At 33.9% G+C, this 24,355-nt stretch carries 19 protein-coding genes; 5 read left to right on the top strand and 14 right to left on the bottom strand.

Features of this window, described 5'->3' with window-relative positions:
- Positions 1–5 precede the first annotated feature (5 nt).
- The 11 genes from IEV84_RS15215 to IEV84_RS15165 all read right to left on the bottom strand — a co-directional run bounded on the left by IEV84_RS15215 (position 6) and on the right by IEV84_RS15165 (position 11,956).
- Positions 6–1,469 (bottom strand): LptF/LptG family permease, encoded by a 1,464-nt coding sequence (locus IEV84_RS15215; RefSeq protein ID WP_188495477.1) that lies wholly within the window; start codon positions 1,467–1,469, stop codon positions 6–8.
- 8 nt (positions 1,470–1,477) lie between these two features.
- A complete protein-coding gene (gene lolA1, locus IEV84_RS15210) occupies positions 1,478–2,119 on the bottom strand; it encodes an outer membrane lipoprotein periplasmic chaperone LolA1 (RefSeq protein WP_188495476.1) in 642 nt (213 codons plus the stop codon).
- A gap of 5 nt (positions 2,120–2,124) precedes the next feature.
- The gene (locus IEV84_RS15205; RefSeq protein ID WP_188495474.1) at positions 2,125–4,575 is read right to left on the bottom strand and encodes a DNA translocase FtsK; all 2,451 of its coding nucleotides are present in this window, start codon (positions 4,573–4,575) and stop codon (positions 2,125–2,127) included.
- Between the two features lie 22 nt (positions 4,576–4,597).
- A complete protein-coding gene (locus tag IEV84_RS15200; protein ID WP_188495472.1) occupies positions 4,598–4,972 on the bottom strand; it encodes a diacylglycerol kinase family protein in 375 nt (124 codons plus the stop codon).
- A gap of 1 nt (position 4,973) precedes the next feature.
- A complete protein-coding gene (tpx, locus tag IEV84_RS15195) occupies positions 4,974–5,471 on the bottom strand; it encodes a thiol peroxidase (protein WP_188495470.1) in 498 nt (165 codons plus the stop codon).
- 180 nt (positions 5,472–5,651) lie between these two features.
- Positions 5,652–5,909 (bottom strand): DUF6952 family protein, encoded by a 258-nt coding sequence (locus tag IEV84_RS15190; RefSeq protein WP_188495468.1) that lies wholly within the window; start codon positions 5,907–5,909, stop codon positions 5,652–5,654.
- Between the two features lie 94 nt (positions 5,910–6,003).
- A complete protein-coding gene (locus IEV84_RS15185; protein WP_188495466.1) occupies positions 6,004–6,312 on the bottom strand; it encodes a thioredoxin family protein in 309 nt (102 codons plus the stop codon).
- 185 nt (positions 6,313–6,497) lie between these two features.
- Entirely contained in the window at positions 6,498–7,136 is a 639-nt protein-coding gene (locus IEV84_RS15180; protein ID WP_188495464.1) for a peroxiredoxin, read from the bottom strand.
- 134 nt (positions 7,137–7,270) lie between these two features.
- Positions 7,271–8,866 (bottom strand): glycoside hydrolase family 3 protein, encoded by a 1,596-nt coding sequence (locus tag IEV84_RS15175; protein WP_188495462.1) that lies wholly within the window; start codon positions 8,864–8,866, stop codon positions 7,271–7,273.
- Between the two features lie 182 nt (positions 8,867–9,048).
- Positions 9,049–10,317: an MFS transporter gene (locus IEV84_RS15170; RefSeq protein ID WP_188495460.1), complete on the bottom strand. Its 1,269-nt coding sequence runs from the start codon at positions 10,315–10,317 to the stop codon at positions 9,049–9,051.
- A complete protein-coding gene (locus tag IEV84_RS15165) occupies positions 10,304–11,956 on the bottom strand; it encodes a glycoside hydrolase family 10-like protein (RefSeq protein WP_229732709.1) in 1,653 nt (550 codons plus the stop codon). Before IEV84_RS15165 ends, IEV84_RS15170 begins: the two co-directional genes overlap by 14 nt.
- A 450-nt stretch (positions 11,957–12,406) precedes the next feature.
- On the opposite strand from IEV84_RS15165, the gene IEV84_RS15160 reads away from it, so the two are divergent.
- Positions 12,407–15,322 carry an FAD-binding and (Fe-S)-binding domain-containing protein gene (locus tag IEV84_RS15160; RefSeq protein WP_188495459.1) on the top strand — a complete coding sequence of 972 codons (2,916 nt, stop codon included), beginning with the start codon at positions 12,407–12,409 and terminating at the stop codon, positions 15,320–15,322.
- 330 nt (positions 15,323–15,652) lie between these two features.
- Here the strand turns inward: IEV84_RS15160 and IEV84_RS15155 are convergent, their stop codons facing one another.
- Together IEV84_RS15155 and IEV84_RS15150 are read right to left on the bottom strand one after the other, a co-directional pair.
- On the bottom strand, positions 15,653–15,823 hold the full coding sequence (locus tag IEV84_RS15155; protein ID WP_229732716.1) for a DUF6500 family protein: 171 nt from the start codon (positions 15,821–15,823) through the stop codon (positions 15,653–15,655).
- 409 nt (positions 15,824–16,232) lie between these two features.
- On the bottom strand, positions 16,233–16,925 hold the full coding sequence (locus IEV84_RS15150; protein ID WP_188495457.1) for a hypothetical protein: 693 nt from the start codon (positions 16,923–16,925) through the stop codon (positions 16,233–16,235).
- 364 nt (positions 16,926–17,289) lie between these two features.
- On the opposite strand from IEV84_RS15150, the gene IEV84_RS15145 reads away from it, so the two are divergent.
- Positions 17,290–20,523: a cytochrome c biogenesis protein CcsA gene (locus tag IEV84_RS15145; protein ID WP_188495455.1), complete on the top strand. Its 3,234-nt coding sequence runs from the start codon at positions 17,290–17,292 to the stop codon at positions 20,521–20,523.
- Between the two features lie 59 nt (positions 20,524–20,582).
- Here the strand turns inward: IEV84_RS15145 and IEV84_RS15140 are convergent, their stop codons facing one another.
- A complete protein-coding gene (locus IEV84_RS15140; protein WP_188495446.1) occupies positions 20,583–21,761 on the bottom strand; it encodes a helix-turn-helix domain-containing protein in 1,179 nt (392 codons plus the stop codon).
- 362 nt (positions 21,762–22,123) lie between these two features.
- Here IEV84_RS15140 and IEV84_RS15135 point away from each other — a divergent pair, with 362 nt between their 5' ends.
- From IEV84_RS15135 to IEV84_RS15125, 3 genes are all read left to right on the top strand, one after another.
- Positions 22,124–22,594 (top strand): T9SS type A sorting domain-containing protein, encoded by a 471-nt coding sequence (locus tag IEV84_RS15135; RefSeq protein WP_188495444.1) that lies wholly within the window; start codon positions 22,124–22,126, stop codon positions 22,592–22,594.
- Positions 22,591–23,220: a hypothetical protein gene (locus IEV84_RS15130; protein ID WP_188495442.1), complete on the top strand. Its 630-nt coding sequence runs from the start codon at positions 22,591–22,593 to the stop codon at positions 23,218–23,220. The genes IEV84_RS15135 and IEV84_RS15130 overlap by 4 nt, the downstream gene beginning before the upstream one ends.
- A gap of 7 nt (positions 23,221–23,227) precedes the next feature.
- On the top strand, positions 23,228–24,355 hold a 1,128-nt coding region (locus tag IEV84_RS15125; protein ID WP_229732708.1), incomplete at its 3' end, for a hypothetical protein.

The following is a 24,355-nucleotide window of genomic DNA, read 5'->3' as shown; positions in this document are numbered from 1 at the left end:
TTAGGTTATTGTTTTTTGTTAGTGGTAAATTTTTGTGTTATTTTTTGTAGTGTTTTTTGTAAAGGAGCCAGTATAATATCCATATTGATCAGACCAATATCATTTGTAGCTCTGTATGTTAACAGTATTGCAAGAGGTGTCAGTATAAATGATGACATCCAGGCTCCTAAAAACGGACTTATTCCGTTTTCCTGAGCAAATCTTTTTCCAAATGTATTCATGAAATGGAAGCTGATAAATATTAATACGGCAAAAATAATTGGCAATCCAAGTCCGCCTTTTCTAATAATTGCTCCTAATGGTGCTCCTATAAAAAACATCATAATACAGGCAAAAGCAATTACAAATTTATCATAAAAAGCCAATAGGTGATTATTGATGTTTTTTTGCTTGGCCTGAAGGTTGATTTTGCTACCGTCAATACTGTATCCTATGCTGCTAAGATTGCTGCTGGCTGTTCGTAAAATTTCTGATTTTTTTTTGTTGTCATACAAAGAAAGTATATCCGGAGGAAGTGTTTTTCTTTTTTTGACTAATTCTTTATTGGCAACATCATTATAGGTTTTGTTTTCGATAACTGTTCTTAAGTTGATATTTTCAGAATAGGAAGCAACTTCAGTTTTAAAATTTTTATGTAAAGAATCTAAAGTATAATTTAATTCGTTTACCGTTAACATCGTATTGGTGTTGGCTATTTTTTCTTTATCTACATCAACATCATTCAGTTGTGATAAATCAATGTTGATGGTGTATTTTTTAAAGGAACTTTTAGCAAAAGGAACTTTGTTTCGGTCGGAGAATTTTTTAGGAGTAATATCTTCATAGTAATTTCCGTCATTTAAAATCATTTGAAGCACACTTGAAGTTTCGCTGCTTATCAGCTCTCCATTTTTTGCTTTTATGACTGTTTTACTGCCGTCGCCATTCATTGATTTTTTGTGAATGGTAATCCCTGTTAGTTTGTTGCCGTTTTCTCCTGATTTTTTATTGACTTTGATGTTGTAGTATCCCACATCGCTGAACTGACCTTCTGTAATGGCCATGGCCGGTTTTAATTGAGCAATATTTTTTCTGAAATTGATGAATTTGTATTCGGCAAAAGGAATGACGTTATTGGCAAAAAAGAAAGCCACAATACTCAATAACAGAATAAACAACGTAAGGCTTCTCATGGCTCTTTGCAAAGAGATTCCTGAGGATTTCATGGCTGCAAATTCATAGTTTTCGGCCAAATTACCAAAGGTCATAATGGATGCCAACAAGATGGATAAAGGCAATACCAACGGTATAATTCGTGGCATCGAAAAGAGTAAGAATTTGATAATTAAACCAAAATCTAAATCTTTACCTGCAAGTTCTGCAATAAAAAGCCAAATGGTTTGAAGTATGAATATAAAAAACAAGATTACAAATACCGTAGCAAATGTAATCAGGAATGTTTTTAATAAGTATTTGTCAAGAATTTTCACGTAATGGATTAATCTAATTTATTGATGTAGTAATTAGGGTATTTGCTAGCTACAAAGGTAAATTGATTTTTTGACAAAGGTTGATTGGTTTTAAAAGAATTAACGGTTAAAGTTGTTTTTGTTCCTTTTTTACCGGTTTCAATCAGGTTGTAAATGTGTTTGGTTTGTACATCAATTCCTAAAAGGATTTCTTTCCTTTGATCCTTAGCATTTGTTGGAATTAATTTTACATATTGTATTTTTCGACCTCTTACATTTTGTAAAATGTCCATCGAATATTTATAACCGCTGTTAAAAAATGTCAGCATTTTTGATGGTGTAACAGCAGAATCATCTTTTTCGTTTACCGAAGAAATATTTATTTCTTCGTCTTCAGGAACAATGGTATAGGTTTTTTTTCCATCAAATATTTTTGTCATTCCCATGAAATTCAAAACATATTGATTGCCTTTTAATGTGACATTTCCTTTACTATCCTGATTGATATTTTCTTTACTGTTGTTGAGGGAATATTTAAAATCGATTACAATATTATTATAGCTTTTTACTTTAGCGGTAACCTGGTCTAAAAGGGCTTTTGCTTTTTTGTCCTGTGCTTGTACGGAAAAACAAATTAGTAAGATAAATGTAAATTGAATAAATTTTTTCATTGTAATTAATTATTTTCTTCATTATTAAAAAATTGATCGAGAGCGTGCATGTCCAGAATATTTACGCTGCGGGCTTTACTGCCTTCAAAAGGGCCTACAATTCCTGCAGCCTCTAATTGATCAATTAATCGTCCGGCTCTGTTGTAGCCTAGTTTTAGTTTTCGTTGTAATAAGGATGCCGAACCTTGTTGTGCGTTGACAATAATTTCAGCCGCTTCTCTAAACAAACTGTCTCTTTCGGAAATATCCATATCAAGATTAATGCCATTTTCTTCTCCTCCGGTGTATTCAGGAAGTAAATAAGCGGTTGCATAAGCTTTTTGTGAACCCACAAAATCAGTGATTTTTTCTACTTCCGGTGTGTCAATAAAGGCACATTGTACACGTACCACATCATTTCCATTGGTATATAGTAAATCTCCACGACCAATTAACTGATCGGCTCCCTGAGTGTCTAAAATGGTTCTGGAATCGATTTTAGAAGTTACTCTAAAAGCAATTCTCGCAGGGAAATTGGCCTTAATTAAACCTGTAATTACGTTTACCGAAGGTCTTTGAGTGGCAATAATCAAGTGAATCCCAATAGCACGGGCTAACTGAGCCAAACGGGCAATAGGAACTTCGACTTCTTTTCCAGCCGTCATAATTAAATCGGCAAATTCATCGACCACTAATACAATATAGGGTAGAAATCGGTGTCCGTTTTCAGGATTTAATTTTCGGGATTTGAATTTTTCATTGTACTCTTTGATGTTACGCACCATAGCATCTTTCAACAAAGAATAACGGTTATCCATCTCCACACAAAGTGAATTCAGAGTATTTACAACTTTGGCATTATCGGTAATAATAGCATCTTCAACATCAGGAAGTTTTGCTAAATAATGTCTTTCAATTTTATTAAAAAGAGTTAATTCTACTTTTTTAGGGTCAACCAATACAAATTTGACTTCGGCAGGATGTTTTTTGTACAACAACGAAGTTAAAACCGCATTCAATCCAACTGATTTTCCCTGTCCGGTAGCACCTGCCATCAACAAGTGAGGCATTTTGGCTAAATCGACAACAAAGGTTTCGTTTGAAATTGTTTTTCCAAGTGCAATTGGCAATTCCATTTCGGCTTCCTGAAATTTGGTTGAACCAATAACACTTTTCATAGAAACCATCGTAGGATTTTTGTTTGGAACTTCAATACCAATGGTTCCTTTTCCGGGAATAGGAGCAATGATACGGATTCCAAGAGCAGAAAGCGATAAAGCAATATCGTCTTCTAAGCTTTTAATTTTTGAGATTCTGATTCCGGCTTCCGGAACTATTTCGTATAAGGTTACCGAAGGTCCAACAGTGGCTTTAATTTGTGCAATTTCAATTTTGTAATTGCGAAGCGTATCTACAATTCGGTTTTTGTTTTCTTCTAATTCTTCCTGATTAATGGTAATTCCTCCGGTTGAATATTCTTTGAGTAAATCAAGGGTTGGGAATTTATAATTGGATAAATCCAGTGTTGGATCAAATAATCCAAAATCAGCAACAAGGCGTGCAGCCAGATTTTCTTCTATGACTTCTTCTTCAGGTGAAGCTTCGATGACAAAATCCTCATTGGCAACGGCCATAGCTACTGCTGCAGTTTTTTCAACGACAAGCGGTTTTGAAATGGGGTTTAAATCAATTTCAGACGGATTGTTGATGGTAGGCTTTAAAGCTTCTTTGTTGATTTCAAATTGCGAAGGTTTGAATTCCGGGATTTTTTCTGTTTCAGGTTCTGACTCTTCTTCAGTTATTGCAAATTCCTCTAAATTGTATGCACTATCTGTTTTTGGGGCAAAATTATTATTGGTTTCCGGAATAATATCTTTTTTGCTGTTTTCAAAAAAGGACTGTACTTTTTCAGCAGATAATCTTAGTTTGAAAATAACATAAATCAGTATTCCAAAAATGAGTAACAATAAAGTACCTGTTTTTCCAATGTAATCCTGTAGAAATAAATTCAATTCGTAGCCAATTGTTCCGCCTAATTCAGGTAATGAAGTGGCAAAGAATCCAAATAGTACCGAAAGATTAATCATTACAAATAAATCCCAAAACCAAATATTTTTTAGTTTTCGGCTGGAAAGACCAAGAATTAAAAAGATTCCGGTTAAGAAAAACAATCGGACAAATAGGAAAGAAGCCAGCCCGAAGCCTTGATATACTATTAAATCAGCCAGGAAAGCACCAAACTTTCCCAGCCAATTTTTTACAGTTTCAGTTCTGTTAGTTAATTCTAAAACAGCACTTTGATCTTCTTGTCCATAAACATAGAAAGAGACAAAAGCAACCAGTAAAGCAACAGAAAATAATACTAAAAGACAGCCTAAAATGGTTTTATGCTGTTTTGATATTTCCCATGATTTAAAAACTTTAGGTTTTGAATTGTCTTTCGAATCTAAAGGTTCTTTTTTTGTTGTTTTTGCCATTCTGTATATGTAACTGAACCTCTTAAATAAAGTGAGGCACGTAGATGATTAAACCAATAATTATTGCCGTAATTGCTGCAAAAAATACAGATCCGGCAGCAATATCTTTTATAAAACCAATTCTTTCGTGGTAATCCGGATGAATAAAATCGGCTACTTTTTCTATTGCAGTATTAAGTCCTTCAATACTTAAGACTAAACCGATTGCGAAAGTTTGAAAAAGCCATTCGGTGGCTGTTATTCCTATAATAAATCCGGCAACAGTTAATAATACTCCAATTGAGAACTGAACCATTATGCTGTGTTCGGTAGTGATAAGTTTAACAGCACCTTTTAAGGCGTAGTTGACACTTTTTAATCGTCCGCTAAAAAAAGAATTGTCTTTTTGAAAAGCCATATTAAAGCACCGCTAATGCAGCTTCGTAATTTGGTTCGTTAGCAATTTCAGCAACTTGTTCTGTGTGTAAAATTGTCCCGTCAGCATCAGTAACAATTAATACTCTGGAGTGTAATCCTGCCAATGGTCCATCTACAATTTCTAATCCATTTGTTTTTCCGAAGCTTCCTTCTTGAAAATCAGATAAATTCACTACATTTTCAATTCCTTCAGCTCCACAAAAACGTTTTTGAGCAAATGGTAAATCTCTTGAAATACATAAAACAGCGGTGTTGTCTAATTTGGCAGCAGCCTCATTAAATTTTCGTACTGAAGTAGCACAAGTTCCGGTATCGATACTTGGAAAAATATTTAAAACTAATTTCTTTCCGCTAAAATCGCTTAGAGAAGCAACAGAAAGATCGTTTTTTACTAATTTAAAATCGGCAAGTTTTGTACCTACTTTTGGTAATTCTCCTGCAGTGTTTATTGGATTTCCTCCTAATGTAATTGAAGCCATAATTGATTTTTTTAATGAGCTTCAAAAGTATGAAAATTATTTAAGAATTAGGATTTCTGTTTTAAGATTTTCAATCTTTGAGGAAACGTTTTTTAATGAAATGGCTATTTGAGGAATAGCTGTAAATGCAAAAAAAATGCAACTGTTTGAGATGCATTTTATTGTTGAAAAACCAAAGTTTTATTTGTCGATAGAACCCAATACTCTTTTCATAAAAGTATTCAATGCTTCTTTTTTATCGGTTCCGTTTTTAATTAGTTTATGTACTTCAAGAGCGCCGTACATATTCGAAATTAACTCACCAATAACATCTAATTCTTCGTCTTTAAGTGATGAAACCTCAGTTAGAGCTTCCAGTACTTCAATGGTTTCGATGATGTAATCCTGATCGTTTTCTTCGATAAACTGCGTCAGATGTTTTATTACGGGTAGTTTCATTTTTTGTTTGTGGTTTGTAGATTATGGTTTGTTGTTTTGAATTTATTGTTTATAGTTAGGGAACAATAAACCACTAACTCTAAACAATAAATCTTTACACAATTTCGTTTACCAATTCGATTAAAACTTCCTGTTTGTTAGTTTGTGTTTCGTTTACCAATTTTCCGTTTACGAAAGTAGCAAAAGTAGGTAAGTTGCTTACGTTAGCTAATTTTCTTGATTCCGGGAAATTTTCAGCGTCAACAAGTGCAAAAGTAATCGATTCATTTTCACTGGCCAGTTTTTTGAATTTTGGTTTCATAATACGGCAGTTACCACACCATGAAGCTGAAAATTGAACAACTACTTTTTCGTTTTCATTAACTAAATTAGCTAATGTATCTTCGTTTAATTCTATTAACATATCTTTTAATTTAAATTCCAATAACTTAAATTCCAAATTCCAAATCTTGCGATTGAACTTAGTAAATTTTAAATTATTAAGATGTTATTGATTTTTTTGAAATGGAATATTCCAATTTAAAAATTCCAAATCCCAAAATTGGAATTTGGAATTTTATCCCGAAACTTCGGGATTGGAATTTATTCTTAGTTAGCGCTCAAGTAAGCAGCAGTACTAACTCTGTCAGCAGACATAGCTTCTTTTCCTTCTTCCCAGTTAGCTGGACAAACTTCACCTTTAGTTTGTACGTGCGTGTAAGCATCTACTAAACGTAAATATTCGTTTACGTTACGACCTAATGGCATATCGTTAACACTTTCGTGGAAAATCTTTCCAGTTTCGTCAATTAAATAAGTAGCTCTGTAAGTCACGTTAGAACCTTCTACTAAATATGTATCAGCATCTTCGTTGTAAGCACCTGCTTCTGCATCCAAGATTCCTAAAGCAGCAGATAAATTTCTTGTTGTATCAGCTAAAAGTGGGTAAGTTACTCCTTCAATTCCACCGTTGTTTTTTGCTGTGTTTAACCATGCAAAATGCACTTCGTTAGTATCACAAGAAGCACCAATTACGATAGTATTTCTTTTTTCAAATTCCGGTAAAGCAGCTTGAAAAGCGTGTAATTCAGTTGGACAAACAAAAGTAAAATCTTTTGGGTACCAAAATAAAAGTACTTTTTTGTTGTTGTTTACTGCTTCTTCAAAGATGTTGATTTTTAAGTTATCTCCCATTTCAGAAATGGCGTCAACTGTAATACTTGGGAATTTTTTTCCTACTAAAGACATATTATTTATTTTAAAAGTTATTATTTGATGGCGCAAAAATAAGTTTTATAAAAGTTTTATAGCAATAGTAGTTGATTATTAATATTTATTTGATAATAAGTTTTAGTTATTTTAAAATTGTTTTGATAATTAAGTTATTGAATTTCAATTGAAACAGGTAGTTTTCCTGTGCATTCCGAATTCAATAAAAATTGATTGGCTGCATTAATTTGGAATTCGCTAAAATCCTGATAGACCTGAATAAGTCTTGAAGCCTTGCTTAAATTAGAGATTAAAGGCAGGGCATAAGGATTTCCAAATACATAAATCACGCATTTTTTAGTTGCTAATAATTTTTCTAATAAGTTGAAAACCGCTTCATCGATTTCAAAGCGATTTAGAGGTTTTGCTTTGGGAATAAATAACGAAACAATCAGATAATCAAAAGATGTTGCTGTTTTTTCGAAAGTTGCAAAATCAAAATCTACAATCGATTCCATCGCAAATTGAGGGCAATGTAATTTGGAATTAATGGTTTTTGAAAAATGATTTTCCGCATTTTTGTAGATAGACAATTGTGCTACTTTTTTCTCGCTATTGGCTTTTTGAATGTTTTCGAAAGTAATAGTATCAATAATTTTTGTAATGCTGTATTTGGCAATTTGTTGGTTTAAAGCTGTAGCTTTTTCAAAATCTAAATTTCCTTTTGGTTGGTTTTCAGAAATAATGCCTGCTTTTTCCTTGCATTTCCAAATTCGATTAAAACTCTCTTCAATTCTTTCCGGAGAAGCATTTTCTAAAATTGCCTGAATGCCTTCCGGAACATTTTCGGCAAAACACAATACATCGTTTCCGGCATTGAAAGCTTCCCATTCCAGTTGGCCTTTGATGTCATACAATTTAGAAACGCTGTGCATGTTCAAAGCATCAGAAATCACCAAACCATCGTAACCCAATTGCTTTCTTAAAAGCTTTTCAATAATATTCTTAGACAAAGTTGCCGAAGTGTTTTTTCCTTCATTTAAAGCGGGAACAGCCAAATGCCCAATCATAATCGAATCGACATTGTTCTTGATTCCTTTAATAAACGGATATAGTTCATTAGCCAGCAATTGTTCCAGGTTTTCTTCTAAAACAGGCAAACCTAAATGAGAATCTATATTGGTATTTCCGTGACCCGGGAAATGTTTCAAACAGCCTAAAACTCCTTCATCGCTCATTCCGCGTAAATATTCCAACGCAAAATCGGCCACTTTTTCTTTGTTTTCACCAAAAGAGCGGTAACCAATCACAGGATTATTTGGATTATTATTGATATCAGCCAAAGGAGCCAAATTGTAATGAATTCCCGCCGATTTTAAGTCCAAAGCGATTTGTTTTCCAACTTCATAAACCAAGTCTTTTTTATCATCAGGCAAAGCTCCCAGTGTAATAGCATAAGGATATTGCGGTGTTTTTTCGACACGCATGGCTAATCCCCATTCGGCATCAATACTCATCAAAAGTGGAGTAGGAGCACATTTTTGATAACGGACAATTAATTCTTTTAATCGAATGTAACTGTCGTCGTTAAATTCAATTTTTTTCTTGGATTCGTAATTAGTCGCTGCACTGGCGCGACTGTGAAAAAAAGTCAATCCGCCAATATTGTATTTTCTAATGAGTTCTTCAGTTGCCTGGATGTTTTCTTCGCTGTCATTGATAAAAACAGCCGGAAAAAAGAATTGTCCTATTTTTTGTTCTAATGTCATAAGATTTAGAATTGATGGTACACGGATAAAACGGATTCGCAAAAGCGAAAACACAGATAAAAACGGATTTTTAATCTGTTTTTATCTGATTACTTTTCGTGTCATTATTTGTTTGAAAAATTAAAAAAAATCTGTTTTTATCAGCTTCTTTACGAAGTAAATCCGTTTCATCAGCGTACAAACTATTTTTTTTCTTCTACTTTCTTCCCAAAATCCTTTGGGAAAACTAAAAATCGTGATAAAATCAATCCCGGAATGGTGGCAAGGAAAACCCAAATAAAGAAATTACCATAACCTAAATATTCCTGAATGTAGCCACTTGCCATGCCCGGAAGCATCATTCCGAGTGCCATAAAGCCGGTTGCAATAGCGTAATGGGAAGTTTTCGATTCGCCTTCGGCAACATAGATTAAATACATCATGAAAGCAGCAAAACCAAATCCGTAACCGAATTGCTCCAGAATAACCACTACATAAATATAGTAAACAGAGGCTGGGTGAAAATGAGACAGTAGTACAAAACCCAGAATAGGCAGGTGCATAATCAATATCATAGGCAACATCCATTTTCCTAAACCCTGTTTAGAAATAGCAATTCCGCCTAAAATTCCGCCAATTGTAAGTGCAATCAATCCGAAAGTACCATAAATAATTCCCACATCTTCAGTTTCTAATCCCAATCCGCCCACGTCAGTTTTATCGACTAAAAAAGGTGTCAGCATTTTCAATAGTTGTGATTCTCCCAAACGGAATAAGAGAATAAAAGCCAGTATCAATCCGATTTGTTTCTTTTTAAAAAAACTGATAAAAACGGTGGCAAAATTTTTCTCTTCCGTTTCTCCTGCTTTGATTGGTAATTCCGTTTTGGGAGTAGCAAAGTAGTTGTAAATCGTTAAAAAAGTCATCACCAATCCAACAAAAATCATGGTGTATGACCAGGCTTTTTGATTGTCATTGTACTGATGTTCCAAATAACCCGCTAATAAAATAATTAATCCGTTTCCGGTTAACATCGAAGCTCTGTAAAAAGTACTTCTGATTCCTAAAAAGAAAGATTGTTGGTCTTTGGTTAAAGCCAATAAATAAAAACCGTCACTGGCAACATCATTAGAAGCCGAGGCAAAGGCTGCGACCCAAAAAATAGCCAGACTCATCATGAAAAACTGGCTTGTCGGGATAATAAACCCCACAACTAAAAAGGCAATAGAAATGAATAGTTGCATGGTTAAAAACCATTTTCGTTTGGTTCCGTGTAAATCAATAAACGGACTCCACAAGGGTTTAATTACCCACGGAAGATACAACAAGCTGGTGTATAAACCAATATCTTCATTGCTGATTCCAAGGTTTTTATACATTAACACCGAAACCGAAATGATAATTACATACGGAAAACCCGAAGCAAAATTTAATAAGGGTATCCAATACCAAGGGTTATTATCTGTCTTCATTTGTTTTTAGGTTTTTATTGTTTGCCTTTAATAATGTTGCCTGACTTTCATTTCCAAAATAATCTATAAAAGTCAATGCACAATTGTTGTGTTTTTCCAGATAGAGTTTTGGTATTTTGATGGTAATACTGTCTTTGGTTTCTTTAAAAGCTATTTTGTCAATAATCTGACTTGGATCATTAACATTAATCAGATTTTTGTCGGTTACTCCATAAACCATTACATAGCGAATTTTACTTTGGGTTGGAAAACTCAAACTAATCAGCGTACTATCGCTTTGATTGTTGATGTTCATTACATTGGGAACATCTTTAACTTCTTGTCTGGAATTTGGAACAACATAAGGCAAAGCCGGATATTGGTATTGGTTGTCTTTTAGCAATTGTGTTACTACTTTATTTTTGTTTACAAACCATTTGGCACTAAAAAAAGCATTTCCGTTCACGTTAGCATAGGTTCGGGTCAAATCAATTTGATTTGGGATTTCGTTGGGATTGAACCATTTTTTATCCGAATCGTTATTGATTTTATAGGTGCCGTTTCCAATATAAAGGGCTGTGTTTTCATTGGTGTTTTCAGACCACCATTTTAATAATTTGGCATAAGAAGCCGTTTTGTGTTCGATGCTCCAGTACAATTGCGGTAAGAGGTAATCGATGTAATTGCCTTCCATCCATGCCATTGGGTCGGCATACAAATCGTCGTAATTGGTTTGTCCGGCCTGTGTGTCAGAACCTCTCGGGTCAACCGATTTGTTTCTCCAAACACCAAACGGACTAATGCCAAACTGCACCCAGGGTTTTAGTTTTTTGATAGCATCAAAAGTGTTTTTTAGATAGGTGTTGACATTATCTCTGCGCCAGTCTTCCAAACTCATCCCTTTTCCGTATTTTTTATAAGAAGCAGTATCATTAAAAGCTTTTCCCGGTACTCTGTATGGATAAAAATAGTCGTCAAAATGAATGGCATCCACATCATATTTTGTCACTACTTCATCAACAACATTAATTAAATGTGCCTGAACTTCCGGTAAAGCGGGATTGTAGTAGTATTTTCCATCGTATTTAATCATCCATTCAGGATGTTTGATTACATCATGGCTTCGGCTTAATTCGGAGGTGTTCAAATCCATACTTGCTCTGTAAGGATTCAGCCAGGCATGAAATTCAAATCCCCGATTATGAGCTTCGGTAATCATCCAGTCCAAAGGGTCATAAAAAGGATAAGGTGCTAATCCCTGTTTTCCGGTTAAATATTTAGACCATGGCGCTAAATTAGTTGGATACATGGCATCGCCGGCAGAGCGAATTTGTACAATAACCACATTGTAATTCAGTTTTTTATAAGTTTCTAAGATTTCAATAAAATCGGCTTTTTGTTTGGCTACCGAATCGGTGTTTTTTACAGGCCAGTCAATATTGGCAACGGTTGCAATCCATACGGCTCTGAATTCGTTTTTTGGATTAATGGTTTTGTTTTGTGCCTGGCTGTAGCCAAAAGACAGCAACAAAACGGAGATAAATAAGCAGATTGGATTTTTATGACTCATTGAATGCGGTGTTTTAGAGTTACCAAAAATAGTTTTTTTAGTGAAGTTTAGCGGATAAATCAGGATTAATTTTTCTGTAGTTTTAAGCATTACAATTTTTTTGCCAAAACAAAAAAGACTGTTTTTTTCTTTCAGTTAAAAACATACAAATTGTTTTAATAACCGCAAATTGCTTCGCCGATTCGCTATTGCTCGGGTCGCAAATTTTTAAAACTAATTTAAAATTCATGATGAAAGTAATTTTATAAGCTTTGATTTGCGAATATCGCCAAAGGCGATTAATACAACTAGAAAATTATTTTCAAATTTGTGAATTTTTATCAAAGATTTTCAGATCAAAAATAAAATTTGCGACCCGAGCAATAGCGAATCGGCGAAGCAATTTGCGGTTAATACATCAGGGCTCTGGTGAGAAGTGGTTTATTGATTAATGAGTTAAAAATATTAAATAGCTTATTTATGTTTTTTTAAAAACCGATATATTTATATTTGTCAAATAATTTTTAGAACTGTATTAAATACACAAAAGATAGTTTAATTATGTCTCATACACATTCATTAGAGCAATTGGCCAATTCGTTAGAAGGAACACTTTTATATGATAATCTCCATAAAACTTTATACGCTACTGATGCTTCGGCATATCGTATCATTCCTTTAGCAGTGGCATTGCCAAAATCGGTGGAAGACATAGTTCGACTAGTAAAATATGCTATTGCCAATAAAACAACCCTGATTCCCAGAACCGCCGGAACTTCCTTAGCCGGACAAACTATTGGTGACGGAATTGTAGTAGATGTATCCAAATATTTTACGAATATCTTAAATTTTGATGCCGAAAATAAAACGGTTACCGTACAGCCGGGAGTGATTCGGGACGAATTGAATTTGTATTTAAAACCACATGGTGTGTTTTTCGGACCCAATACTTCCACTTCTAATCGTTGTATGATTGGCGGAATGGTGGGGAATAATTCATCCGGGACAACTTCCATTCGTTATGGAGTGACCCGTGATAAGATTGTTGAGATCAAAACCGTGTTGGCCGATGGCTCAATAGCAGTTTTTAATACGATTACTTCGGCTGAATTTATTGAAAAAACCAAAGGCGATTCACTAGAAAGTTCGATTTATAGAAATTTATACGAAGAATTATCAAATGAAGCCAATCAGCAGGAAATCAAGAACGAATTTCCTAAACCTGAAATTCACCGAAGAAATACCGGTTATGCTGTTGATGTTTTATTGAAATCGGATTTATTTGGGGGAGCGGAGCCCACAATTAATGTTGGAAAATTACTTTGCGGAAGCGAAGGAACATTGGCTTTTACAACTGAAATAACCTTAAAAGTGGACGATTTACCTCCGTCGAATAATATTATGGTGGTGACCCATTTTAATAGTATTCAGGAGAGTTTAGAAGCAGTGATGGTGGCTATGAAACACCATTTGTACACCTGTGAAATGATTGATGATACCATCTTGGATTGTACCAAACACAACAAAGAACAGAGTAAAAACCGCTTTTTTATTCAGGGTGAACCCAAAGCGATTATGATGTTTGAAGTAGGTTCTTATATCAGTATGGAAGAAGCCGAAAAACAGGCGGAAGCTTTGATTAAAGATTTAGAAGACAATAATTTTGGTTACGCCTCGGTAAAGTTATATGGTGCCGATGTGGAAAAAGTAAACGAACTCCGTAAAGCGGGTCTTGGACTTTTAGGAAGTATTGTAGGCGATGATAAAGCAGCCGATTCTATCGAAGATACAGCGGTAGAATTGAGCGATTTACCGGCTTATATTGCCGATTTTTCGGCTATGATGGAACGCCATGGACAATCAGCGATTTATTATGCGCATGCGGGTGCGGGTGAATTGCACCTGCGTCCTGTGCTGAATTTAAAGACCAAAGAAGGGGTTTACCAATTTAGAAATATTGCTACCGAAGTGGCTATTTTGGTTAAAAAATACCGTGGTTCCTTAAGTGGGGAACATGGAGACGGAATTGTAAGAGGAGAATTTTTGCCTTTTATGATTGGTGAAAAAAACTATGAATTACTAAAAAGACTCAAATTAGCATTCGACCCGAATTCGGTGTTGAATATGGGTAAAATTGTTAATGCCTTAAAAATGGATGAAAATTTCCGTTTTGAAACCGACAGGGTAGAACCGGATATCCAAACCATTCAGGATTTCTCAGACAGTATGGGGATTTTGAGAGCTGCCGAAAAATGCAATGGTTCGGGCGATTGTCGAAAAATGCCTTCGGCGGGAGGAACTTTGTGTCCTAGTTATCGAGCTACCCGTAATGAGAAAGACACGACTCGCGCCCGTGCGAATGCTTTACGTGAATATTTAACGCATTCGGATAAAGATAATAAATTCGATCATAAGGAATTATACGAAGTTTTTGAGTTGTGCGTGAGCTGTAAAGCATGCGCCAGCGAATGCCCGTCTAATGTAGATGTGGCGACCTTAAAAGCCGAATTTTTGTACCAATACCAAAAAACGAATGGTTTTTCGTTACGCAATAAACTCTTTGCTAACAATGCTAAAATGAATAAGATGGGAAGTATGTTTCCATCTTTGACTAATATTGTTTCCAACCTTTCTTTGGTAAAAAAAGCCATGGGAATTGCTCCCGAGCGTGAAGTGCCGCATTTGGCAAAACAAACGTTTAGAAAATGGCTTAGCAATAACAATAACAATGGCAATAAGAAATATCCAAATGGAAAAGTAGTCTTGTTTTGCGATGAGTTTACCAATTATTACGATGTGAATGTTGGGATTGATGCTTTCGAATTGTTGACGCAGTTGGGTTACGAAGTCCTGGTTGTCGATCATGAAGAAAGCGGTAGAGCTTATATTTCGAAAGGATTTCTGGAAGAAGCAAAGATGATTGCCATTAAAAACGTGGCCACTTTTGCTCCAATTATCAGTGATGATTGTCAGCTTATTGGAATTGAACCTTCGGCGATATTGACTTTTAGAGACGAATATTTACGCTTGGCAGAAGATAAAACTGCTGCCGAAAAACTGGCCAAAAACGTGCTGACTATTGAAGAGTTTTTCAAAAAAGAAATTGTGGCAGGACGAATTCATGCGGGACAATTCTCTACTAACGAAAAGCAAATTAAAATTCACGGACATTGCCATCAGAAATCGCTGAGCGCCGTTGAAGCTACTTTTACAATGCTGAATGTACCTAAAAACAATTCGGTTACCATTTACAATTCGGGTTGTTGCGGTATGGCGGGTTCTTTTGGTTATGAAGAAGAACACTACGAAATAAGTATGAAAATGGGCGAAGATACTCTATTCCCAAAAATCAGAGCTACTGATGAAAATGTGGCTATTTCGGCAGCTGGAACTTCCTGTCGTCACCAGATTTTTGACGGAACCAGCCGAAAAGCACAACATCCGGTAAGTATTTTGAAAAGTTGTTTGAAGAATTAAGTTGCAATAATCAATTTCAATAGCAATAATCAATATCAATTTCAATAACAAAAAGAAGTTTTTAAAATGAACTTTGCGGAAAAATTTGCGAATTTGCGGTTGGATTTTTAGCCACGAATTACTTCGTCTATTCGCTTTCGCTCGGGTCACGAATTAATTTTTTACAATCATTGCGCTGAAATTTCCACAGATTTTTTTAATATTAATCTTTGAGATCTTTGCGAAAGCATTGTGCGGTTAGAACTTTTACCGCAGATTAGCAGATTATTTTTAAATTCTAAGGTTAGAGACCTTTGCGGAAAACTTCGCTCTCTTTGCGGTTAAAAAAAATTACAATCCATTTTCCACCATTTCTCTAATTTTTACTGCTTTTTCAAAATGATCGAGTTGGTGTTTCATAATCCACCACTCAGCCACTTCCATTAAAAGTTTGGGATTATCGTTTTTATTGGCAAAGAAAGCATAAAAGGAAAGCCCGACGTTTTCTCCTTTCTTTTCAATTTTTTCGTTACAAATGGCGATTATTTTTTGACTTATTGTGGGGTTTATTTTGTTTTTTGTTTTTTACGGATTAGTTGGAAAATAATGATTAGAATCATAAAAAGTGAGATAATAATGCTGATTGGGATAATTCCAATGGCACCTGTAGCACATTTAATTCCACTATTTGTTATGGCAAATATTACAGTAATAAAACTTATAAAAGTAAAAATCAGCTGCATAAAAAAACTTAAAATACAAATTACAATATAATTAGTACTGATTGATTTGTTTAATGCCTTATTTCCCATTTTGTATTGGAAAACTGTTGGTATAAATAGTAATAAAAAGGATATTAGGTATAGCATATAATATTTGGTTTTTTTAATTTAAGTAGGCACTCGATGAAATCGAGCCAGAAGTTATGGAGCTATTGTATCCATTTTCTAGTAAAGCTTGTTTCATTTTCATAATTCTCATCTTCATATGTGAACTTTGCAAAATATTTTTCATCTCTCTGGGGAATAGATTTTGGTTTTATTTTATAAAGGTTGTAAATGATAGTATCTTTTAGTTGAGCATTTCTACCATAAAAACTTTTACTTAAATAATAAATGTCATTTTTAAACTTGTATAAATTCATGTCAAATCCTGTTCGAAATCTTCCAAATGGATATGTTTTTTTTGAACTTAAATCATAAATTAATTGATAATTAACAGCACAACCAAGTCCAGTACAAGGATAAAAATCGAGTTGGAGTATTAATAAATTTAAGGGTTTGTAATATTTAACTTGAGAAATTTGATTTGCGTAATTGATTGAATCTTTTTTGTTCCAAACATCATTTAAAGTTAGATATTTGTCAGTTTCAATTTTATTTCCGTTTATTTTAATTTGAAAATGATTTTTGTTTTTAATAGTCTTGATTTTTAGTTTAGAATCAAAAAATGAAACAGAGTCTGTAATAGTTGAAAATGTTGGTTTTATTATGTTAGATTTTAGTTCAAACTCAAATAATTCAACTTGTTTTTTGATTGAATTTGAATTGATATTTTGATTTGTTTTCTGGCCTAAACAATTAAAAAATATTAAGCTTAAAATTATGGAGTAATATTGTTTCATAAATTTATAGAGAAGTGACTTTTTTTGATGTTTGCTGCATTCTTTTCAAATATATTAAAATAGTCTTACAAAAAGTGTTTTTTGTATAACAAACCTCTCTTTGTGAAATTTTCGTGAGGGGGAGGAGCGGCATCTTTTTATGGAACGCAGTGGAATAAAAAATACAGCGTATCACCCGACCTTGTTGCTGAGAAAAAAAGCTATTTTCCCGAAAAAGTTCTGCAACAAGAGCACGCCCAAAAAAAGAACAATAAATAGGTTTTCAGTGTCTTAATTTTGGATTTTAATTAACAATTGCCTGACTTTAGAAGTCAACATTTTTAAGTACTTTTGTGGCACTTTTACAAAACACAATTCCTTACAAATGGATAAAAAAATATACTCTTTTTTATTTTCTACCCGCTTAATGGCTTTTCTTTTTCTGGCTTTTGCAGTAGCAATGGCAGCAGGAACCTTCATCGAAAGTAAATACAATACCGATACGGCCCGAATTTGGGTTTATAACACCTGGTGGTTTGAAGGAATTATGGTGTTTTTTATGGTTAATTTCATTGGAAATATCAAGCGTTATCAGTTGTTAAAAAAAGAAAAATGGGCTACTTTATTGCTGCATTTGGCTTTTATTTTTATTCTTTTGGGTGCTTTTATAACCCGTTATATCAGTTATGAGGGCATGATGCCTATTCGTGAAAACGCTACCGAAAACCAGTTTTATTCGGATAAAACCTTTCTGACTGTTTTTGTTGATGGAGAATACAAAGGCGAGATGAAACGCAGGGTTTTTGAAAAGGCAGTTTTGTTATCTCCGGTAACCAATAATGATTTTAGTGTTGTAGGACAATTTGCCGATACGCCTTTTGAAATCAAGTACAAAAATTTTATCATGGGCGCTAAAGAGTATGTGAAACCGGATGCCAAAGGGACTTTGTATATGAAATTAGTCGAAGCAGGTTCGGGCGGACGTGAGGAGCATTTTCTGAAAGAAGGCGAAGTGCAAAATATTCACAATGTGCTTTTTGCATTAAACAAACCTACTGATGGAGCTATCAATATTAATTTTGACGGCGTAAATTATACAATTCAAACACCTTTTGAAGGTAACTTTATGCGTATGGCTGATAAGTTACAGGGTGAGGTTTCTAAAGATAAAGTGCAGCCGTTGATGATGCGTTCGTTGTACAGCATAGGTGATATTCGAATTGTTTTTCCAGATCCTGCTGTAAGAGGTGTTATTGATTACGAATCCAATAATGACTTCAAAGCGAAAACTCACGAAGATGCTTTAGTTCTGACTGTTAAAGCCGAAGGACAGGAAAAAGAAGTTACTATTTTAGGCTCGAAAGGTAAAACTGGCGAACCTGAAACAGTGAAAATCGGTAATATTGAATATTCATTATTTTATGGCAGTAAGGCTTATATTTTGCCTTTTAAAGTAAAATTAAACGATTTTATTGCGCAAAAATATCCGGGAACGGAGAAAAGTTATTCTTCATTTGAAAGTAAGGTAACAGTTTTGGATTCGGCAGAAAAACCATTTGATGCCCGTATTTATATGAATCATGTTTTAGACCACAAAGGCTATCGTTTTTTCCAGTCAGGCTTTGATCCAGATGAAAAAGGTACCATATTATCAGTAAATCATGATTTTTGGGGAACTAACATTACCTATGCGGGGTATTTCCTGTTGTTCTTTTCGTTAATGGCCATTATGTTTACCAAACATTCCCGTTTTGCTGATTTGAAACGAAAATTGGATGTCGTTAAGGATAAAAAAGATAAATTAATTACCGTTTTAGTTTTATTCCTGAGTTTTAATGGTTTTGCACAAATTCAGGATCACGATCACGAAGGGCACGACCACAATCATGACCATACCGAACAGCAACACAATCACGCTCATAGTGAAAATACCAAATCGGGGAAAATGCCTGTAAGAGTGGCTCCAACAGAGAAACAGTTGGATTCTTTAATAACAAAATACAAGGTTTCAGAAAAACATGCAGCTCAATTTGGTCGATTGATTATTCAGGATGCAGGCGGAAGGATGAAACCAATTAATACTTTTTCGTCTGAATTATTGCGAAAAGTAAGTCATGCTAACGAATACAAAGGCATGAATTCCGATCAGGTGTTTTTGTCGATGTCACAATATGCACAGTTGTGGATTGAAGTTCCATTGATTTATATCAAAAGCGGGAATGACAGCATCCGTAAAATTATTGGAATTGACGCTAAAGCAAAATATGCGCCTTTTATTGCCTTTTTTGACGGACAGGGAAATTATAAATTATCTCCTTATTTAGAAGCAGCTTATCAGGCGGCTAATCCAAATCAGTTTGAAAAAGATTTCGTAGAAACGGATAAAAAAGTCAACTTGATGGAATCGGCATTGAGCGGAACGATTTTGAAGATTTTCCCAATTCCGAACGACCCTAATAATAAATGGATTGCTTTCAACGAGTTAGAAACTGCCGGTTTAAAAGGTATGGATTCGACTTATACTAAAAGTGTTTTGCCGTTGTATTTTGGTTCATTGAACAATGCTTCAGTGTCCGGAGATTATAAAAATGCTGATGAATTATTAGAAAGTTTGCATGGTTTCCAGAAGAAATTTGGTGCTAAAGTATTGCCGTCAGAAGATAAGGTGACATTGGAAATTTTATATAATAAATATGATGTTTTCCAAAAATTACCGTATTGGTATTTAACAGCAGCCATTTTAATGCTTTTGTTTACTATTTTAAAAATATTTAAAGAAAGAAAAGCGTTGAACTATTTGGTTAACGGCATGCACATTATCATTGGATTATTGTTTGCATTGCATACCGCAGGATTAATTGCCCGTTGGTACATTTCCGGTCATGCGCCATGGAGTAATGCTTATGAATCGATTGTATATGTTTCCTGGGCTACGATGTTCTTTGGTTTAGCCTTCGATATTAAATCAAAATTAACTGTGGCATCCTCTGCTTTTGTGACTGCTATGATTTTGATGGCAGCTTACATGAACTGGATTGATCCTGAAATTGCCAATTTACAACCGGTTTTAAATTCCTATTGGTTAATGATTCACGTTGCGGTGATTGTAGCGAGTTACGGGCCGTTTGCACTGGGAATGATATTAGGTTTTGTTGCCTTACTGTTAATCTTTTTTACCAACGAAAAGAACAAAGCCAAGATGGATTTAAACATCAAAGAGATTAGCTATATCAACGAAATGGCATTGACCATTGGATTGATTATGTTGACTATTGGAAACTTCCTTGGCGGGCAATGGGCTAACGAAAGCTGGGGTCGTTACTGGGGTTGGGATCCAAAAGAAACTTGGGCATTAATTAGTATTATGGTCTATGCTTTTGTAATTCATGCTCGTTTTGTTCCTAGTTTAAGAGGGAAATGGATTTTCAACCTGATGAGTATGTTTGCTTTTATATCCATATTGTTTACTTATTACGGAGTCAATTTCCACTTGGTAGGATTGCATTCCTATGCCAGTGGTGAGGCACATTCGTTAAACTGGATTTACTATTCTATGGGAGGTATTGCTTTAATAGGAGCAATTACTTATCCTAAGTACAGAAAGTATTATAAGAAATAATATAAATGTGATTTTAAAATAGAAAAGCCGTTTCGAGATAACACTTGAAACGGCTTTTTTTAATTTCCAAAACTTAAATTCTTTGAATATTCAATAGGAGAGACACCGGCAACTTCTTTAAAACTGGTAAAAAAAGGATTGTAAGATGTAAAACCTACTTCTTTTGATAATGAATCTAAAGTGTTGTTTTTTAGATAATCCTGTTCAATATGTTTGATGGCATCGTGAATTCGGATTGTTTTTTTGTATTCCGAAAATGAAATAGTACAGTGGTATTTGAATAAATAAGACAGGTGACTTTTAGGAACATTAAGTTTGTTTGCTAAATCGCTAAGTTTCATATTAGGATCTCTGAATAATTGATATTCAAAAGATAATTTTTCAATTTGTTCTATATAGGACAAAATGTTTTTATCTATTTTTTCTTTTAAAATTAAATGTTGACTGTTGTTTAAATCGATGTTTGGGGAGGTATTCCAGAGAGTATTTAGGATGAGGTCATTGTTTCTGTTTTCATTTATTTTTTGGCTAAGCATATCATATCCATAGAGTATTTCGGGAGAAATCAATATTTTGATAAGAATAAATAACCAAATCAAGGAGGAAATCCATTGGTAGCTAAGTCCTTTTATGTGTTCATCGTTATAGCTCTTTAGCAGGATAGAAACGATTAGTCTAATGCTTATGATGCAGATTGTTATGAATAAAAATGCTGTCCATTTTTTTATTAATTCATTTTGTTTTTTTAGGGTTTTAGTTTCCGTTTTAATTGACCAAATCGTGTTTTTTAATAGTTGGTAGCATAATAGGGTATAACACGCTGTATAAGCAAAAAAGACGGTGTAAAGCAGAATTTCCAATTGTATTGTAATAAGCTCTAATTTATCAAGTAGCACTATTATAAAAAAGAAGCTTATTGGGAAAACAAAATGCAATAATTCTTTGCGATTAAATTTTTTATTATTGCTGGCTAAATTTTTAAAGTACAAATAAAATAGAGGAATGACAACTGTTGCAAAATTAGAATAGACATAGGTGTTGTTATAAAAAGAATGAACAGAAAGAGGAGTTGATATAAAATATGTTAAACCTATTAATAAATGACGTAAGGAAATAACGAGTATTAATAACATCATATACACATTCATCATCCTGTTTAATCTGTAACTTCCAAAGATTAGAAAGGTAGTTATTAAGCCCAGTATTCCAGTAATAATGCAAAGTAAATTTGAAATCATTTGGTTTTTTATTAGTTTTTTGGCATAAGCATAAGAATAATTCTTTAAAGGTTTTAAAAAGGTACTTTGTACACAATTTCAGCCTGTTTCCAAATGTAGCAGTTTTTATTTATTTAATTACCGACTTACTAAAAATTGAAAAATTATTTCAAATAATTTAAAATTGTTAGTTGAAAGCTAATTGTTTTGTTGTTGTAATTTGTTGTAAATAAAAGTTTTATATGTGATTTTTGTGTTTAATATGGTTTGTGTACTTACTAAAAACTAAAAAGTTGTTACTGATTCTGTTTTTTATCTGGTATTTTTTAAAATATCGATGAAATGTATAAAAATATCGATTAAGTTTGTTTAAAATTATTTTTATGAGGTATTTGTTTATATTATTTACCGTTCCTTTTTATGGGCAAGTATTACATCATCAGATGCTTTCTTCACAAGGAATAACCACAAAAACTGCTGAGGGCTATATTATAAGTCAAACTATAGGTCAACAAAGCATTATTGGTAATTCTAGTAATAAAGAAATTGTTATGCAAGGATTTCAGCAAAGTCTTTGGGGAAGTTATATTGCTTCTACTGAAAAAACTGAGATCGTAACCCGAACTTATCCTAACCCGTTTAAGGATGTTGTTAATTTTGAGTTTTCACAACTTATGCCTAATCCAATTGAGATTCATGTTTTTGACATCAGTGGACGATTGGTTTTCTCAAAAGAAGTCAAAATTGAGAATACTATTTTGACCATTGAACTGGCTAAATTGCCTCGCTCAGAATACTTAGTTCAACTACAGACCACCAACTTTAAATACTATACTAAATTAATTAAACTATGATAAAAAACTACTTATTCATTTTCTTCTTTTTGCTTACGATTCCTCTTTTTTCACAAGAGCTTTATTTCAAAACAGGTAAAAATTATACCAAGTACATTTATAAAGACGAAAGTCTTCAAGTAAATCCAAATATTCAAAGTGGTACAGGTGGTTTTTATGAAGTTGGATTTGAAAAACCGTTGGGCATTAAAAAAGTTTCTTATCAATTAGGACTTTCCTTGAATGATTATAATGCAATAGGCGGGAATTCTGCCAATTCTTATCGTTGGGATACTCAGTATCTTGGTGTTCATGGAGGATTCTTATATTCTTTGTTGTCTAGTAAAAATAAACCTAAAAAAGATTTTGATTTTTTAGTTAAAACAGCTTTGGATTGTTCCACTATGATTTATGGTAAACAGGAAATTAATGGTAACTATTATGACTTAAAGCAGCAGAAAGAATTTTCAGGAATTATATTGCAATCTTCCATTGGATTTTCTGCTAAATATGCCATTTCTTCCTTCGGAGCTTTAAGCTTAGGCTATAATTTTTGTCAGAGTATAAATATTACCAATACTTCTAAAGAGAAATTATCATTTAACACCAATCAGTTAGAGTTAGGAGTTCATTTCAACATTAATTAATTTCAATATGAAAAAAATAATAGTATTATTTGTATTTTTTATAGTAGCTCAAACTTTAGCTCAAACGAATGGAATAAGCTATCAGGCTATAATTATGAATCCTAAGGGAGAACAATTACCAGGAGTAAATAATGCCAATAGCCCTGTTGTCAATAAGGATATTTGTATGGTATTCAAGTTTGTTGATGAATTTTCAAATGTTGAATATCAGGAAACAGTACAAACCAAAACGGATGGTTTTGGTATGGTAAACTTAGTGATTGGTAAAGGAACACAAACTGCGGGATATGCTGCTTCATTTCAGTCTATTGTTTGGAACTCTTCAAAGAAAAGTTTGATAGTTGGAATTAATACCAATGGAAATTGTGCTACTTATACTGAGATAAGCAATCAGGAATTTAGTTATGCGCCTCTTGCTTTTTCGGCAATCAATGCTGAAAATGTTACTGGTGTTGTTGCTATAGAAAACGGAGGTACTAATGCAACGACTCTTTTAGGAGCTAGAACGAATTTAGGTATAGAAAACGTTGATAATACAACTGATTTGAATAAACCAATTAGTAACGCTACTCAAACAGCATTAAATTTAAAAGAAGATTTGGTCAACAAATCAATTGATTTAACTACAGATGGAACTTCTGATATTAAATACCCGAGTGTAAAATCGGTAAAAATGTATGTTGATGGAAAATTATTGGTCTTATCAAATAATTTAGCTAATGAAGTGACTCGTGCTACAGCTGCTGAAGCTGCCATTGCTACTGATTTAGCTACAGAAACTTCTGCAAGAACTACAGCAGACGCTACTTTGACAATTAATTTATCAAATGAAGTGACTCGTGCTACAGCTGCTGAAGATGCCATTGCTGCGGACTTAGCTACAGAAACTTCTGCAAGAACTACAGCTGATGCTACTTTGACAACTAATTTGGCAAACGAATTAACTCGTGCTACAGCTGCTGAAGCTACCATTGCTGCAGACTTAGCTACAGAAACTTCTGCAAGAACTACAGCAGACACTAATTTGACCACTAATTTAGCCAATGAAGTGACTCGTGCTACAGCTGCCGAAGCTGCCATTGCTGATGATTTGGCAACAGAAACTTCTGCAAGAACTACAGCAGACGCTACTTTG

This window comes from Flavobacterium palustre (assembly GCF_014639535.1).
Classification (GTDB): domain Bacteria; phylum Bacteroidota; class Bacteroidia; order Flavobacteriales; family Flavobacteriaceae; genus Flavobacterium; species Flavobacterium palustre.
The sequence above is the reverse complement of the archived record's forward strand: the minus strand, read 5'-3'. Positions and strand labels throughout refer to the sequence as shown.

Excerpts from the sequence above, each read along its gene's own strand:
- IEV84_RS15185 (WP_188495466.1), bottom strand. The coding sequence starts at position 6,312 with ATGTTAATAGAATTAAACGAAGATACATTAGCTAATTTAGTTAATGAA.
- lolA1 (WP_188495476.1), bottom strand. The coding sequence starts at position 2,119 with ATGAAAAAATTTATTCAATTTACATTTATCTTACTAATTTGTTTTTCC.
- IEV84_RS15150 (WP_188495457.1), bottom strand. The coding sequence starts at position 16,925 with ATGAAACAATATTACTCCATAATTTTAAGCTTAATATTTTTTAATTGT.
- IEV84_RS15190 (WP_188495468.1), bottom strand. The coding sequence starts at position 5,909 with ATGAAACTACCCGTAATAAAACATCTGACGCAGTTTATCGAAGAAAAC.
- IEV84_RS15160 (WP_188495459.1), top strand. The coding sequence starts at position 12,407 with ATGTCTCATACACATTCATTAGAGCAATTGGCCAATTCGTTAGAAGGA.
- IEV84_RS15130 (WP_188495442.1), top strand. The coding sequence starts at position 22,591 with ATGATAAAAAACTACTTATTCATTTTCTTCTTTTTGCTTACGATTCCT.
- IEV84_RS15165 (WP_229732709.1), bottom strand. The coding sequence starts at position 11,956 with ATGCTTAAAACTACAGAAAAATTAATCCTGATTTATCCGCTAAACTTC.
- IEV84_RS15205 (WP_188495474.1), bottom strand. The coding sequence starts at position 4,575 with ATGGCAAAAACAACAAAAAAAGAACCTTTAGATTCGAAAGACAATTCA.
- IEV84_RS15140 (WP_188495446.1), bottom strand. The coding sequence starts at position 21,761 with ATGATTTCAAATTTACTTTGCATTATTACTGGAATACTGGGCTTAATA.
- IEV84_RS15180 (WP_188495464.1), bottom strand. The coding sequence starts at position 7,136 with ATGTCTTTAGTAGGAAAAAAATTCCCAAGTATTACAGTTGACGCCATT.
- IEV84_RS15135 (WP_188495444.1), top strand. The coding sequence starts at position 22,124 with ATGAGGTATTTGTTTATATTATTTACCGTTCCTTTTTATGGGCAAGTA.
- IEV84_RS15170 (WP_188495460.1), bottom strand. The coding sequence starts at position 10,317 with ATGAAGACAGATAATAACCCTTGGTATTGGATACCCTTATTAAATTTT.
- tpx (WP_188495470.1), bottom strand. The coding sequence starts at position 5,471 with ATGGCTTCAATTACATTAGGAGGAAATCCAATAAACACTGCAGGAGAA.
- IEV84_RS15175 (WP_188495462.1), bottom strand. The coding sequence starts at position 8,866 with ATGACATTAGAACAAAAAATAGGACAATTCTTTTTTCCGGCTGTTTTT.
- IEV84_RS15145 (WP_188495455.1), top strand. The coding sequence starts at position 17,290 with ATGGATAAAAAAATATACTCTTTTTTATTTTCTACCCGCTTAATGGCT.
- IEV84_RS15200 (WP_188495472.1), bottom strand. The coding sequence starts at position 4,972 with ATGGCTTTTCAAAAAGACAATTCTTTTTTTAGCGGACGATTAAAAAGT.